At 65.9% G+C, this 12,947-nt stretch carries 16 protein-coding genes; 10 read left to right on the top strand and 6 right to left on the bottom strand.

The genetic code is table 11. The features are described 5' to 3' along the window. Nucleotides 1–250 precede the first annotated feature (250 nt). Both ACSION_RS04495 and ACSION_RS04490 read left to right on the top strand, forming a co-directional pair. Nucleotides 251–721: a GNAT family N-acetyltransferase gene (locus ACSION_RS04495; RefSeq protein ID WP_435305032.1), complete on the top strand. Its 471-nt coding sequence runs from the start codon at nucleotides 251–253 to the stop codon at nucleotides 719–721. Between the two features lie 423 nt (nucleotides 722–1,144). Then, nucleotides 1,145–1,735: an REP-associated tyrosine transposase gene (locus ACSION_RS04490; RefSeq protein ID WP_435305031.1), complete on the top strand. Its 591-nt coding sequence runs from the start codon at nucleotides 1,145–1,147 to the stop codon at nucleotides 1,733–1,735. Between the two features lie 317 nt (nucleotides 1,736–2,052). Here ACSION_RS04490 and ACSION_RS04485 read toward each other — a convergent pair whose 3' ends face one another. Next, a complete protein-coding gene (locus ACSION_RS04485; RefSeq protein WP_435305030.1) occupies nucleotides 2,053–2,448 on the bottom strand; it encodes a low affinity iron permease family protein in 396 nt (131 codons plus the stop codon). A 159-nt stretch (nucleotides 2,449–2,607) separates the two neighbouring features. Here ACSION_RS04485 and ACSION_RS04480 point away from each other — a divergent pair, with 159 nt between their 5' ends. The 3 genes from ACSION_RS04480 (at nucleotide 2,608) to ACSION_RS04470 (ending at nucleotide 4,887) form a co-directional block, all read left to right on the top strand. Further along, entirely contained in the window at nucleotides 2,608–2,994 is a 387-nt protein-coding gene (locus ACSION_RS04480; RefSeq protein WP_435305029.1) for an MmcQ/YjbR family DNA-binding protein, read from the top strand. 119 nt (nucleotides 2,995–3,113) lie between these two features. After that, nucleotides 3,114–3,527 (top strand): VOC family protein, encoded by a 414-nt coding sequence (locus tag ACSION_RS04475; protein ID WP_435305028.1) that lies wholly within the window; start codon nucleotides 3,114–3,116, stop codon nucleotides 3,525–3,527. Nucleotides 3,528–3,618: 91 nt separating this feature from the next. Next, nucleotides 3,619–4,887 (top strand): RNA polymerase sigma factor, encoded by a 1,269-nt coding sequence (locus tag ACSION_RS04470; protein ID WP_435305027.1) that lies wholly within the window; start codon nucleotides 3,619–3,621, stop codon nucleotides 4,885–4,887. Nucleotides 4,888–4,893: 6 nt separating this feature from the next. Here the strand turns inward: ACSION_RS04470 and ACSION_RS04465 are convergent, their stop codons facing one another. Together ACSION_RS04465 and ACSION_RS04460 are read right to left on the bottom strand one after the other, a co-directional pair. Then, a complete protein-coding gene (locus ACSION_RS04465) occupies nucleotides 4,894–6,633 on the bottom strand; it encodes a caspase family protein (protein ID WP_435305026.1) in 1,740 nt (579 codons plus the stop codon). A gap of 238 nt (nucleotides 6,634–6,871) precedes the next feature. Beyond that, on the bottom strand, nucleotides 6,872–7,390 hold the full coding sequence (locus ACSION_RS04460; protein ID WP_435305025.1) for a DUF1993 domain-containing protein: 519 nt from the start codon (nucleotides 7,388–7,390) through the stop codon (nucleotides 6,872–6,874). A 138-nt stretch (nucleotides 7,391–7,528) separates the two neighbouring features. Between ACSION_RS04460 and ACSION_RS04455 the strand changes: the two genes are divergently transcribed. Further along, nucleotides 7,529–8,044 carry an adenine phosphoribosyltransferase gene (locus ACSION_RS04455; protein ID WP_435305024.1) on the top strand — a complete coding sequence of 172 codons (516 nt, stop codon included), beginning with the start codon at nucleotides 7,529–7,531 and terminating at the stop codon, nucleotides 8,042–8,044. Between the two features lie 21 nt (nucleotides 8,045–8,065). Here ACSION_RS04455 and ACSION_RS04450 read toward each other — a convergent pair whose 3' ends face one another. Then, a complete protein-coding gene (locus ACSION_RS04450) occupies nucleotides 8,066–8,278 on the bottom strand; it encodes a hypothetical protein (protein WP_435305023.1) in 213 nt (70 codons plus the stop codon). A gap of 384 nt (nucleotides 8,279–8,662) precedes the next feature. After that, nucleotides 8,663–9,058, bottom strand: coding sequence for a transposase (locus ACSION_RS04445; RefSeq protein WP_435305022.1), 396 nt, complete (start codon nucleotides 9,056–9,058; stop codon nucleotides 8,663–8,665). A 354-nt stretch (nucleotides 9,059–9,412) separates the two neighbouring features. Here ACSION_RS04445 and ACSION_RS04440 point away from each other — a divergent pair, with 354 nt between their 5' ends. From ACSION_RS04440 to ACSION_RS04430, 3 genes are all read left to right on the top strand, one after another. Then, complete coding sequence (locus ACSION_RS04440; RefSeq protein ID WP_435305021.1) at nucleotides 9,413–10,009, top strand: ECF-type sigma factor; 597 nt, start codon at nucleotides 9,413–9,415, stop codon at nucleotides 10,007–10,009. 102 nt (nucleotides 10,010–10,111) lie between these two features. Next, on the top strand, nucleotides 10,112–10,744 hold the full coding sequence (locus ACSION_RS04435; RefSeq protein WP_435305020.1) for an isochorismatase family cysteine hydrolase: 633 nt from the start codon (nucleotides 10,112–10,114) through the stop codon (nucleotides 10,742–10,744). 211 nt (nucleotides 10,745–10,955) lie between these two features. Further along, on the top strand, nucleotides 10,956–11,378 hold the full coding sequence (locus tag ACSION_RS04430; RefSeq protein ID WP_435305019.1) for a hypothetical protein: 423 nt from the start codon (nucleotides 10,956–10,958) through the stop codon (nucleotides 11,376–11,378). Between the two features lie 63 nt (nucleotides 11,379–11,441). On the opposite strand, the gene ACSION_RS04425 is transcribed toward ACSION_RS04430, so the two are convergent. Beyond that, nucleotides 11,442–12,278 carry a hypothetical protein gene (locus tag ACSION_RS04425; RefSeq protein WP_435305018.1) on the bottom strand — a complete coding sequence of 279 codons (837 nt, stop codon included), beginning with the start codon at nucleotides 12,276–12,278 and terminating at the stop codon, nucleotides 11,442–11,444. A gap of 192 nt (nucleotides 12,279–12,470) precedes the next feature. Here ACSION_RS04425 and ACSION_RS04420 point away from each other — a divergent pair, with 192 nt between their 5' ends. Continuing rightward, complete coding sequence (locus ACSION_RS04420) at nucleotides 12,471–12,911, top strand: hypothetical protein (protein WP_435305017.1); 441 nt, start codon at nucleotides 12,471–12,473, stop codon at nucleotides 12,909–12,911. Nucleotides 12,912–12,947: the final 36 nt, after the last annotated feature.

The raw sequence follows: 12,947 nt of genomic DNA, 5'->3' as shown, positions 1-12,947 counted from the left end.
TTTGCCTGACGCGACACCCTTAGTGATAGAAGAACGCACCTTTTCGGTCCTCGCGACACCGTTAGTGAGAGAAGAGAGGACCTTTTTCGGCCTCGCGATACCCTTAGTGTGAGAAGAACGGACCTTTTCGGCCCTCGCGACACTCTTAGTGAGAGAAGAGAGGACCTTCTTCGGCCTCGCGACATTCTTAGTGAGAGAAGAGAGGACCTTTTTGGTCCTCGCGACACTCTTAGTGTGAGAAGAACGGGTCATGCCCACCCTCCGCCCCTACCGCCCCACCGATGCCGCCGTGCTGACCGCGCTGTACGCATGCTCCGTGCGCCACTACGGGCCGCGCGCGTACACGCCCGAGCAGGTCGCGGTGTGGGCAGCGACCGCCGATGTCGCTGAAACCGCGGCGCGCTGCGGCGACGGGCGCTACGTGGTGGTGGCGCAGGATGATGCGGGCACGGTGCTCGGGTTCGCCGACCTGGAGGCGGACGGCCACCTCGACATGCTCTACGCCGCGCCGGAAGCCGAAGGCCTGCACGTGGGCTCGCAGCTGTATGCCGCCATCGAAGCGCACGCCCGGCGCCGCGGCCTGCGTCGGATCTTCGTCGAAGCCAGCGAACTCGCCCGTCCCCTGCTCGAACGCCGCGGCTTCACGCTGCTCGGCCGCAACGACCTCGTGATGGACGGCGTGGACATCCACAACTACCGGATGGAGAAGCGGTGGGTGTAGGGATGGCGCCGCTGGGCCTCCGTAGGCTGGGATGAAGCGGAGCGCAATCCCAGCTTCCATGGACGATGACGCGCCATGAACCACCACACATCGCGACGCTGGGATTCCGCGTTGCTCCATCCCAGCCTACGAACGCTTCTTGCACCAAACATCCCGGCCCGCCGTAGGCTGGGATGAAGCGGAGCGCAATCCCAGCTTCCATGGACGATGACGCGCCATGAACCGTCATACATCGCGACGCTGGGATTCCGCGTTGCTCCATCCCAGCCTACAAACATCCCTTGCAACAAATATCCCGGCCCGCCGTAGGCTGGGATGAAGCGGAGCGCAATCCCAGCTTCCATGGAAGATGACGCGCCATGAACCACCACACATCGCGACGCTGGGATTCCGCGTTGCTCCATCCCAGCCTACGAACGCTTCTTGCACCAAACATCCCGGCCCGCCGTAGGCTGGGATGAAGCGGAGCGCAATCCCAGCTACCCTCATGCGATGAGGACATATCTTCGGGACAGGACGCCCGGCGGCTGCTACTTCTTCACGGTCAATCTGGCCGACCGGAAGCGGCACACGCTGATCCAGCACATCGACGCGTTGCGCGAGGCATTCCGTACCACGCTGGCTGATCATCCTGTGCGCGTCGATGCCATCGTCGTGCTACCGGATCACCTGCACTGCCTGTGGCAACTGCCATCCGACGACGATGACTATCCGCTGCGATGGCGGCTGATCAAGGCACGCTTCGCAGGGCAGGTGACAGACGATGTGGCACCGAGCGCTAGCCGCCGGCGCAGAGGCGAGCGGGGGGTCTGGCAACGCCGCTATTGGGAACATCGCATTCGCAACGATGCAGACTATGCGCGGCATCTGGATTACATCCATTACAACCCGGTCAAACACGGCCATGTCGCGGCGGCACGGGATTGGCCATATTCCTCGTTCCGCCGCTGGGTCGCGCGCGGCATTTACACGGAAGATTGGGGTAGCACCACTGCCCATCGCACGCCTCCGTAGGCTGGGATGAAGCGAAGCGCAATCCCAGCTTCCATGGACGATGACTCGGCATAGACAGATCCGCGACGCTGGGATTCCGCGTTGCTCCATCCCAGCCTACGAACATCCCTTGCAACAAATATCCCGCCCCGCCGCAGGCTGGGATGAAGCGAAGCGCAATCCCAGCTTCCATGGACGATGACGTGCCATGAACCGTCATACATCGCGACGCTGGGATTCCGCGTTGCTCCATCCCAGCCTACGAACACTTCTTGCACCAAACATCCCGGCCCGCCGTAGGCTGGGATGAAGCGAAGCACAATCCCAGCATGCTCCCGCTATCCCCGCTTCGCCTTCCCCTGTTGCACCTCGCGCGCCTGCCGCGCCATGTCTTCGTAATGCGCGCGCAGGTCGTCGAGTTCCTTCTCTTCCAGTTCTTCAAGATCCAGCAGCGCGTTGTTGGCGCTGCGCGAGACGCGGATCAATTCATCCAGCTTGATCTGCATCGCCTCGGTATCGCGGTTCTGCGTGTTCTGGATCAGGAAGACCATCAGGAAGGTGATGATCGTCGTGCCGGTGTTGATGACCAACTGCCAGGTATCGGTGAAACCGAACAGCGGCCCGGTGACCGCCCACACCACGATGGTCCCCAGCGCTAGCGCGAAACACGTGGGGCGGCCGGTGAAGGTGGAGGCTTTCTTGGCGAGGCGGGTGAAGGCAGAGGGGCTGTTCATCGGAAACTCCCGGATATCGCATGGACGCTCTACGCGGCACTGTAGCCGCAATGAATGAAGACGCTGCCACGCCAATCGCGTTCGACCGAGGACAACCCCCGCCCTCAACCCATCCCACCTGCACACCACGCGCGCCTTCGCGGCGCTAGCATCGCCTGCATGGACGTCGCCGCCCTCAAACGCCATTGCCGTGCCCTGCCGGGCAGCGTGGAAACGCTGTACGGGGAGCCCTCGAACATCCTGGTGTACGAGGTGGGCGGGAAGCGTTTCGCCTACTTCAAGACCAGCGAGCCGGAGCGGTGGCGCTTCAGCTTCAAGGTGGCGCCGGAGCGCTTCCTGGAGCTGACCGACCAGCCCGGCATCAAACCGGCGCGCTGGCTGGGCAAGCACCGCTGGGTGACCGTGGTGGAGGTGCCCTCCGTGCCCGGCGCCTACCTGAAGGACCTGGTGGCGTGGTCCTATCGCCATGCCCTGGCCAAGCTGACCCGGCGCCAGCGCGAGGCGATCGCCGCCGCTGCGGCCGATCCCGGCAACGCCGTCCGCTGACGGGCGCCCGGACCGAATGCATCTTCATCCCCGACGTTGTCGATTCCGGCCTTGCCGGTTCGTCGGAGAACACGAGCAGGCCGTGCAGGACCTGCACCCAACCACCCCAGGAGCCCACCATGAACGTCAATCCCTACCTGATCCTCAACGGCGACTGCGAGGCCGCCTTCACCTTCTATGCGCAGGCCACCGGCGGCGAGCTGGGGCCGATGATGCGCTTCGACGGCACCGAGGGCTGCGAGGATTTTCCGCCGGAGCACAAGCAGAAGATCATGCATACGAACGTGATGTTCGGACAGACCGTGCTGATGGGCTCGGACAACCATCCGGCGCATCCGTACGAGGGCGTGAAGGGATGCTCGGTGTCGTTGTCGGTCGACAGCATCAAGGATGCCGAGCGCATCTTCGGTGCGCTGTCCGACGGCGGCCAGGTGACCATGCCGCTGACGCAGACGTTCTGGGCGGTGCGCTTCGGCATGCTGGTCGACAAGTTCGGCGTGCCGTGGATGATCAACTGCGAAAAGGATGCGTGATGGCGCGGGGCGCACGTGATGGACACGGTGACGCCCCTGTTCGCTGCGCTGCGGCTTTCACCAGCCGCGGCGCCGTGGTCTGATGCGCGCCATGTCGACCACCCCCACCCATCGCGCGATCGACGCCGTCTGGCGCATCGAATCGGCGCGCGTGATCGCCGGGCTCGCCCGCATGCTGCGCGACCTGGACCTGGCCGAAGAACTGGCGCAGGACGCGCTGGTCGCCGCGCTGGAGACCTGGCCCCGTGACGGTGTGCCGGACAATCCGGGAGCGTGGCTGATGACCACCGCCAAACGCCGCGCGATCGATCGCCTGCGCCGTCTGCAGCTGCTGGACCGCAAGCACGAGGAACTCGCGCGCGAGCTGGAAGAGATCCAGGACGAGCGTCGCAGCCGCGACGAGGATGCGCTCGACCACGACATCGACGACGACCTGCTGCGGCTGGTGTTCGTTTCGTGCCATCCGGTGCTGTCGATGGAAGCGCGCGTGGCGTTGACGCTGCGCCTGCTGTGCGGCTTGACCACGGACGAGATCGCGCGCGCATTCCTCGCGGCGGAGCCGACCGTGGCGCAGCGCATCGTGCGCGCCAAGCGCACGTTGGCCGAGGCCGACGTGGCCTTCGAGGTGCCGCGCGGCGACGCATTGCAGGAGCGGCTGGCCAGCGTGCTGGGCGTGGTCTATCTGGTATTCAACGAAGGCTATTCGGCCACCAGCGGCGACGACTGGGTACGACCCGCGTTGTGCGAAGAAGCGCTGCGGTTGGGCCGAATGCTGGCCGCGCTGACGCCCGCCGAACCCGAGGTACATGGCCTGGTCGCGCTGATGGAGATCCAGGCCTCGCGCCTGCATGCGCGCGTGGGCAAGGACGGCGAGGCCGTGCTGCTGCTCGACCAAGACCGCAGCCGCTGGGACCAGTTGCTGATCCGGCGCGGCCTGGACGCGCTGGCGCGCGCGGAACAGCTGGGTGGCGCGCTCGGTCCGTATGCGTTGCAGGCCGCGATCGCCGCCTGCCATGCCCGCGCACGCGTGGCCGACGCCACCGACTGGGTGCGCATCGCCACGCTGTACGCCGCACTGGCCCAGGTGAACCCGTCGCCGGTGGTCGAGCTCAACCGCGCGGTGGCGGTGTCGATGGCGACCGGTCCGGCGAGCGCGTTGCCGCTGGTGGACCGGCTGCAGGACGATCCGGCGATGAAGCATTACCACCTGCTGCCGAGCGTGCGTGGCGACCTGCTGTTCAAGCTGGCGCGACACGACGAGGCTCGCGCGGAATTCGAACGCGCCGCCGCGATGACCCGCAACGCGCGCGAGCAGGCCTTGCTGCTGGCGCGCGCGCGCGAATGCGCCGCGGCGGGCTGACGCCGGTTACATCCAGCGCGACAGGCGGATCTCCGGCCCGGCGAGTGCGGCGGTCTGGTCGTATTCCAGTTCGCGCAGCTCCTGCGAGGTGTACTTGACCAGGTCGCTGACCTTCAGGCGGCGACGATCGCCGGCGCCGCCGCGCAGCATCTTCCGCCAGTTCTTCACCAGCGCGTAGGTGAACGCGCCATGCTGGATGGCGCCGTGTTCGTACTCGTAGGCGAATTCGCCCTCCTGGCACGCGTACACCAGCAACGGCATGTAGGGACCCTTGTGGCCCAGCCGCTTGCGCAACTGGCGCGCCTGCCCGAGCCGCAGCGTGCGCACAGGCAGTGCGTAGCCCAACCGTCCGCTCATGTCGCCCAGCGGCATCGTGCTCTGGTCGACGGCAAGCTGCTTGCGCTCGGCGACTTCCAACTCGCGCGGCACCCACATCTCGCGCGCCGCGTTCCACTTCATCGTGCGATGGCGGATGTCGTCCGGCGGATTGAGGCCGCGCATGCGCGCCGGCCCGCCCTTGGACATGCCACCCGAGTGGCAGCAATCCAGGATGATGCTGAAGTCCACATCGTAGGGCAGCTGCACGTAGCGCTCGAACAGCCAGTCGTCGGTGAGCGCGGTGTCCTCGGTCCAGTCGAAGTCGTAGGGGACCAGGGTCTCGTCCATGCGGTCGACCCGGTCGCCCAGGCCATACGTGGGCAACTGCGCGCCGTGGCCGCTGTAGTAGAGGATGCGCTGGTCACCGGGCCGCACGCCATCGAGCAGCCAGTCCACGCGCTCGCGGATGCCGTCGGCGGTGGCGCGCTCGTCCAGAACCACGCGGATGTCGCCGGCATCGAACCCCTGTTCCTGCAGCATCGCGCTCATCAGGAACACATCGTTGACGCAGCCGGCCAGGCGCTGGTCGGGATCGGGATACTCGTTGATGCCGATCAGCAGCGCGCGCTTCGGCGGCGTAGCCACGCGCGCGGCCACCGGCCGCTGCTCGCGCAGCGCACGGGTGATGCGCGTGGTCTCGTCGTTGAGCACGTCGAACCAGAACGTGCTGACCGCCTGCGGATGGCGCAGGTATTCCTCGGCGGCGTGGTCGGCGTTGCCGGGGATGTCGAAGTGCGTGTCCACCTGGCGGAAGTTGTCGGCGGTGATGGCCACGCGCGCGGTGAACACCGAGTCGAAGCGGTTGTAGAGGTGGTACCAGAAGCGCGCCTTCTCGATCGCGCTGAGGCGGCCGGCCTGGTACTCGCCACGCACGAACGGATTGCCGATCTGCGACCCCAGCGAGACGAAGTAGCGGCCATTGGCCGTGGCGCGGGTGTCTTCGTGGGTGAAGGTGTCGTAGCAGACCAGCGAGCCGAGGCTGTGGCCGAGCACGACGTGTGGCTTCACCATTTCGATGCGCTGGACCAGCCGGTCGCGCGTTTGCTTGCGGAAGGTGGCGCTCTCGACCCACTTCACCACCATGCCGGCGGTATGACGCAAGCGCGAGTCGTCGCCGCGTGCGCGCCGGAACGGTGCAGTGATGCCATTGGCCAGCAGGCGCGCCAGGGCCTCCAGCGTGTCGCCCAGACTCACCGTGTGCTGGGCGAAGATGTCGTCGTAGTGGCAGTAGTGGATGTCGATCGCACGCTCGGCATCGATCTGCCGGCAGGCGTCGTGGATCGCGTCTTCCCAGGTCTGTTGCCAAGCGCCCTCGGGCGGATGCTGGCCCACGCCGTGCACACAGAGGATCCGTAATGCGGTCGCCATCGCTGCTTCCCTCGCTGATGTGGTCCCGGCATCCGCCCATGCGGCATATGTCGCATGGCGTGGAGGCGCGAACGACAGTATCGGAGGACCGTGTCGCATGCCGTGACACGCGCAGCACTCCTTCGCCGCCAGGCATCCGGCTTCCCAGGGAAGCCGCCGCGCGGCAGGGATCGCGCGGCTCTTCCTGTCCAACGCCGGGCAGCGGCCGGAGCGGACACGCCGCCCCGGCGAGGGAATCTCAGGCGTCGGGACCCAGGTAGTCCAGCTTGCCGAGCGAGACGCCGTTGTGGCGCAGGATCGCGTACGCCGTGGTGACGTGGAAGAACACGTTGGGCAGCACGAAGCCGAACAAGTAACCGCGGCCATCGAACACGAGTTCGCCGCGCGTGCGCGTGGTCAGCGTGATCGCGCGGTCTTCGCTGCCCTGCAACGCGGCTTCATCGAAGGTGCGCAGGTAGTCGGAGACGGCATCGAGGCGGGCATACAGTTCGCCGAAGGTGGCTTCGACATCGTCGAAGCGCGGCGATTCCGTGGCCGACAGGCGCGCCACCGCGAACTTCGCAGTGTCCGTAGCGATATGCACCTGGCGCACCAGCGGCAGCATGTCGGGCGCCAGGCGCGACTGCAGCAGGAGGGTCGGCTCGTAGCCCTTCTCGCGCGCGTGGGCCTCGCCTTTTTCCAGCACGTGGCGCAGGTTCTTCAGCGCGCGCAGCAGGACGGGGACGGACGCGCGGTGCATCGTCAGGGCAGTGCTCATGGGGAACGTCCAGAAAGTGTGGAGCGCGAGAATAGCCGCGTCCGTCGTCGCTGATTAGCCGCCTGTGACGGGAGAGTGCATCCCATGCCGGGCTCGCTGCGCTAGGATCACCGCCCCTGCTCCCCGAATCGCCGCACCATGGCCTGGACCGACCTGATCCGCGACATCCCCGATTTTCCGAAGCCCGGCATCCTGTTCAAGGACATCACGCCGGTGCTCGCCGACGGCGACGCCTTCGCCGAGGCGATCGCCGTGATGGCCGAGCCCTGGCGCGGCGTTGCGATCGATGCGGTCGTCGGCGTGGAAGCGCGCGGCTTCATCCTCGGCGCCGCGGTTGCGCGCGAGCTGGGGGTCGGCTTCGTGCCGGTGCGCAAACCGGGCAAGTTGCCCGCACACACGCTGTCGCTGGACTACGGACTGGAATACGGCCGCGACAGGCTGGAAATGCACGTCGATGCGCTTCCCGCCGCCGCGCGCGTCATCGTTGTGGACGACGTCCTGGCGACCGGCGGCACGTTGAAAGCGGCAGTGCAACTTGTCGAACAACAAGGGGCGCAGGTCGTGGGCACAGCGGTGCTGGTGGAGCTGGGTTTCCTCGGCGCACGCGCCGGCTGGACGCACTCCGCCCCCCTCGAGGCGTCGGTCAACTACTGACGCACTCCATCATCCGCAGCTTCAATCGGGCACGCGGGTGACGTAAGCCCCTGTGCCGATCACCTGGAAGGTGTCGTTGTCGATCCGGCGCACATGGCTTCCATCTTCCAGCACGTAGATCGGGCGGGTATCCGTCGCTGCGAGCGAGGCCTGGGGGGCTTCGTCGTGGCGGACGAGCTGGATCCGGCAGCGTCGACCGGAAGCATCCTGTGCGGTGAAGACATGCGTGCTCATCGGCAGCTCCTGGAGGATCGGGAGTGCCAGCCTAGGCCGGTCGATGTTAAGCCGAGCGCATCATCACGTGAGGGCTGCCCAAGAAAACGAGGGGGAGGCATTGCACCTCCCCCTCTTGCGCCGAGGCGCGATGCCTGCCCTGTGTCGGGCAGGGCAGGCGATGGACCGGCGCCATGGGGACGGGGCCGGTCCGCTAACTGCCGGACGGGGGATATCGCCGGCAGGTAGCTTGCGGACGAAAGTAGGGGCAGAGGCGCCACCCACCTTCGTCCGTATTCATGAACCCGATCTTTCGTCGGGCAAATACACGGGAAGCTAGGAGGCCCGCATCACCCGACTGAGGTGTTTGGTGTTGTTGCGTTGCAGGTAGCGCTGCACCAATGCCTACAGGTCCTGCGTACGCTGCTCCTGTGGGTCCAGACGCGCGATCACCTCGCCCCAGTTACCGTCCTGCGCCCAGCGGATGAAGCGTACGTAGATGCCATGCCACGATCCGAACTCACGGGGCAGATCGGACCAGTACGCACCGGTCTGTGCCACCCACAGCACGGCTTCGATGAAACGACGGGTATTGCCCCCGTGGCGCGCACGCGCACCGACGCGACCTGGCAGCGCGTTCATCAGCATCTGCCATTCCTGCGCGCTGAGCCGTTGCATGATCGACCACTGGCTGATCGCGCGCGGGCCCAGGCCCTGCGGCAGCGTCGGCGCAGTGCCCATGATCGCGGCTGGCGCCTGACCCGGCACATGCGGATCACGCTCTTCCCTCGACAGGAGCATCGGCGCGTCATACCGCATAACGATCACCCCGCACGACCATCTCCCGCGTCGGCAACCCCATCGACAGGACATCCAGAAAACTCACACCACAGACTTTCTTCAGACTACGCATGGCACCCTCTTGTCGACATTCCGCGCTGACCCCTCGATGTCCGCAATTGCCCGCCCCTGCCCCCACCCATTCCTCGCTGGAGGCCCTCATTTACGAAGTGGCGGTTACGGCTTGCATGACCGGCTTTCGCCGCGTCATATATGGAGTGAGATCGTGATCACAGGCGCAGTCCGGACATGACGGGACAGCGAGACCCAGACGACCCCTCGAAGGGGGCGGCGTTGCCGCAAATCCCCCCCTTCGTGGGTCCAATCCCCGCAGCGGACGAGCAATCCGTCACCCAGTTGCTGGGCGCGGTGGAGAGCGGCCAGGCGGGGGCCTGGAACCGCATTTATTCGCTGCTCTACCGCGACCTGCACCAGATCGCCCGGTCCCAGATCCGCCAGCAGCGGCGTGGCCACATGCGCTCGCCCACTTCATTGATCAGCGAGACTTGGCTGAAGCTGGCCAGCGCGGACTTCAGCGTGGAGAACCGGGCCCATCTGGTGGCGCTGATCGCCAGGGCGATGCGTTTCGTCCTGCTGGACGAAGTACGTCGGGCGCTGGCCGAGAAACGCGGCGAAGGCATGGACTTGCTACCGCTGGACGAGACCACAGAGCCCGCGCAGGGTTCGCGTCTGGAGCAATTGCTGATTTTGGACGAGGCCCTGAACGACCTGGCCAAGCTGGACCCACGGCTGGCCCAGGTGGTGGAAATGCGCTACTTCGGCGGCCTCAGCGAGCACGAGATCGCCGGCGTTCTGAAGGTGACCGAACGCACCGTCCGACGCGACTGGCGCAAGGCGCGTGCTTTCCTGTTCAGCCACCTGGGCGATGCCGGCGCGTACCTGCCGCCCTGACGGGCGGCGGCGGATGACCGCACGCCCGTGCAAGGCGGGACGCACGGACGGCGCGATGCTGCCGGCGCGGGTGCTCATCCGCGCCGCCAAAAGGACGTCGTCATGTCCATGCAGGGATACCCCGCCGGGGGCACTGCGCTGCTCTTCATCGACCCGTACAACGATTTCCTCTCGGAAGGAGGCAAGCTCTGGCCGCTGGTCGCGGAGGTTGCGCGAAGCGTCGACCTGCACGCACACCTGCGCGCCGTCGTGGCCTGCGTACGTCAGGCGGGGTTGCCCGTATTCTTCGTGCCACACCATCGTTTCGAGCCAGACGACTTCAAGGGCTGGGACCATCCCACTCCCTACCAGCTAGGCACGGCACGCGTACAGCCGTTCGCGAAGGACAGTTGGGGCGCCGAATGGCATCCGGACTTCGTCCCCCAGCCCGGCGACATGATGGTCAAGGAGCACTGGGGCAGCAGCGGCTTCGCCAACACCGATCTGGACTATCTCTTGAAGCAGCACCGCATCACCCACGTCATCCTGGTGGGATTGATCGCCAACACCTGCATTGAAACAACAGGTCGGTTCGCTTCGGAACTCGGCTACCACGTCACCCTCGTCCGTGACGCCACCGCCGCGGCCAGCACGGCCGCGATGCACGCGGCACACGAGATCAATGCACCGACCTACGCCCACGCCATCCTCACCACCGATGGCCTGATCGATGCGTTGACCTCCCGCACGCGTTGAGTGCTTGCCGCCTAAAGGCCCTGCGCGCGTGATGCTGGGCAGTACGTCGCACTCCTCGTCACATTTGCAGCGGGCATCCGCCAAGGGATCTCGCTCCACGCCCCGTCCGTGCGTGAAATTGCGACGACGTTGGCAGCCGACGCCCCGGGGGTCCTCGCTAGCATGGTGGTCCCGGGGATGCCCTCGATCGCTGCTCGCGCAAGGAGCGCTGATGACGACCCACGCCGCCTCTGCCTTCGTCGGTACTTGGCACTTGCTTCCCGAGCAGTGCGACTACCAACTCGGGCGTCCGCCGCGCAGCGCGCGCTACCGGCTGTCGTGCGCGAAGGACGGGAAGCTATCCATCGCATCGGAATGGCTGAGCGCCAATGGCAAACGCTATCGTGTCGCGTTCGACGGTCGCGCCGACGGCGCGCAGTATCCGTACCACAGCACACCGCACGCGGATGCGCTCAGCTTCGAATCCGTGTCGCCCACACAACTCCATTCGACGACGTGGCACGACGGCCAGGAAGTGCAGTGGTCGGAGCGCGAGCTTGTCGATGACGACACATTGGTGATCCGCATGCATGGCCACTTGAGTGACGGTCGCCGCTACACCAACGTGGGTGTCTACCGCCGCCAGGACAGTTGATCGAAGAGTCCCAACGAAGAAGGCGCCCCTACGGGCGCCTTTCTCGTTCGCAGGATGTGCGTGTCAACGCGTCTGCGTGCAGTTCTGCAGCCAGAGCACGCGCTTGAAGTCGTCATAGCGCAGGAACTGGCCCTTGAACGTCACCTTGTCGCCCTTGCGGAAGGTCAACACGTTGGCCAACTGGTTGGGCTTGAACAGGCACGCCACGCCTACACGCGGCTCGTTGTCGCCGGGTACCTGCAACAGCCCGGAACCGGGCTGCGGGATCTCGAACGAGACGTTGTAGTCCTCGCCGTCTTCCTGCACGTAATCCACACGGCCACGCAATGCGTAGTGGCGGCCCTTGTGGCGCGCCGTCACGGCGACCGCGTTGCCCTTGGCTTCCCGCGCGATCTCGCGTGAAAACACGTAGACATCCTTCACCGTCACGTCCGCGTTGTTCTGGGTCTTCGCCCCCTGCGCGGCGGCGGCACGGCCTTCCTTGCCGCCCTTGACCTTGGCCAGCAGTTGGCACATGTAAGGGCGCATCGCGTCCGCTTTCGCGATCTGTCCCTTCTCGGTCTTCACCGTCATCTGCACCGTCGCCGCGTTGCCCTCACCGCTGATGGCGATCAAGGTGGGGATGGCGCGCGTCGTGCCGGTGGAGCGCTGTTCCACCAGCATCGTGCCGGTTTCAGCGTCTTCGGTGATCACGTCCATCTTCTCGCCGATCATGATCCCGCGAACCTGGCCCATCGCATCCTTGACGGACAGATCGGGAACGGTGACGCGGCTGGAGAAATCGGTGCCGGAGAAGATGCTGCCGGACTTGCTGAAGTTGTCCTCGCATTCACCCGCCAGGGCGGCGGGCGCCACGCTCGACAATGCGAGCGCGATGGCGGCAAGTAGCTTGTAGGTCATGTGGTCCTCACATAGTGGAAAGTCGGGCGATCCGGTACGACGGGTGCCGCTTCCTGCCAGCACCTGCGCCCGCTCCGGCGCTCGTGCATTCTTGCAAGCGGCGCGAACCTCCACAAGCGCCCGCGCGCCGGCCACCGTGGCGCAGCCTTCCACCCTACAATGCAAACCCTGTTTCAATCATTCATCAAATCCATGGCGCCTCGCCAAGCCTTCCGCAGCCTGCTCTTTCTCTCACTCTCGGCGCTGCTGGTGCTTGCGTCCGGTGCACGGGCAGGGGAAGACGCGCCACCTCGCCCATTGCCTGCCACGGTTCAGGCCGATGTCGCGGCGATCGCGGAACATCTGTCGAGCGTGCAAGAGGAAGCGCCTTCGCTCGCCTGCGGCAAGGCCGTCGAGAACGCGCGTTGGGGCGTCGAGACCATGCTGGAAGTGGGCGAGAAGAACCTGCGCGGCGGCTACATGACGCAAGCCGCCTACGACGCCGCCACACCCGCGCTGAAGGCACTGCTGGGCGTACTCACCGTGCAGGACTGCGAAGCCGCCACGGGCGTACGGCGGGATTTCTACCAATGCATGTCCAGCGACTACAACCACGTCTACGCGTGCGGCAAAGCGCATCCCTTCGAACCTTGACCCTGCAGGCGTACGCCGTCACCCTTTCCGCATGAA

Source organism: Pseudoxanthomonas sp. LjRoot125 (assembly GCF_964252705.1).
In the GTDB taxonomy this organism is placed as follows: Bacteria; Pseudomonadota; Gammaproteobacteria; order Xanthomonadales; family Xanthomonadaceae; genus Pseudoxanthomonas_A.
Note: the sequence above shows the minus strand (reverse complement) of the source record. Positions and strands in the feature narration are given on the sequence as shown.

Bases quoted from the DNA above. Each gene is read 5' to 3' on its own strand.
- ACSION_RS04495 (WP_435305032.1), top strand. From the start codon at position 251: ATGCCCACCCTCCGCCCCTACCGCCCCACCGATGCCGCCGTGCTGACC.
- ACSION_RS04485 (WP_435305030.1), bottom strand. From the start codon at position 2,448: ATGAACAGCCCCTCTGCCTTCACCCGCCTCGCCAAGAAAGCCTCCACC.
- ACSION_RS04480 (WP_435305029.1), top strand. From the start codon at position 2,608: ATGGACGTCGCCGCCCTCAAACGCCATTGCCGTGCCCTGCCGGGCAGC.
- ACSION_RS04475 (WP_435305028.1), top strand. From the start codon at position 3,114: ATGAACGTCAATCCCTACCTGATCCTCAACGGCGACTGCGAGGCCGCC.
- ACSION_RS04470 (WP_435305027.1), top strand. From the start codon at position 3,619: ATGTCGACCACCCCCACCCATCGCGCGATCGACGCCGTCTGGCGCATC.
- ACSION_RS04465 (WP_435305026.1), bottom strand. From the start codon at position 6,633: ATGGCGACCGCATTACGGATCCTCTGTGTGCACGGCGTGGGCCAGCAT.
- ACSION_RS04460 (WP_435305025.1), bottom strand. From the start codon at position 7,390: ATGAGCACTGCCCTGACGATGCACCGCGCGTCCGTCCCCGTCCTGCTG.
- ACSION_RS04455 (WP_435305024.1), top strand. From the start codon at position 7,529: ATGGCCTGGACCGACCTGATCCGCGACATCCCCGATTTTCCGAAGCCC.
- ACSION_RS04450 (WP_435305023.1), bottom strand. From the start codon at position 8,278: ATGAGCACGCATGTCTTCACCGCACAGGATGCTTCCGGTCGACGCTGC.
- ACSION_RS04445 (WP_435305022.1), bottom strand. From the start codon at position 9,058: ATGCTCCTGTCGAGGGAAGAGCGTGATCCGCATGTGCCGGGTCAGGCG.
- ACSION_RS04435 (WP_435305020.1), top strand. From the start codon at position 10,112: ATGTCCATGCAGGGATACCCCGCCGGGGGCACTGCGCTGCTCTTCATC.
- ACSION_RS04430 (WP_435305019.1), top strand. From the start codon at position 10,956: ATGACGACCCACGCCGCCTCTGCCTTCGTCGGTACTTGGCACTTGCTT.
- ACSION_RS04425 (WP_435305018.1), bottom strand. From the start codon at position 12,278: ATGACCTACAAGCTACTTGCCGCCATCGCGCTCGCATTGTCGAGCGTG.
- ACSION_RS04420 (WP_435305017.1), top strand. From the start codon at position 12,471: ATGGCGCCTCGCCAAGCCTTCCGCAGCCTGCTCTTTCTCTCACTCTCG.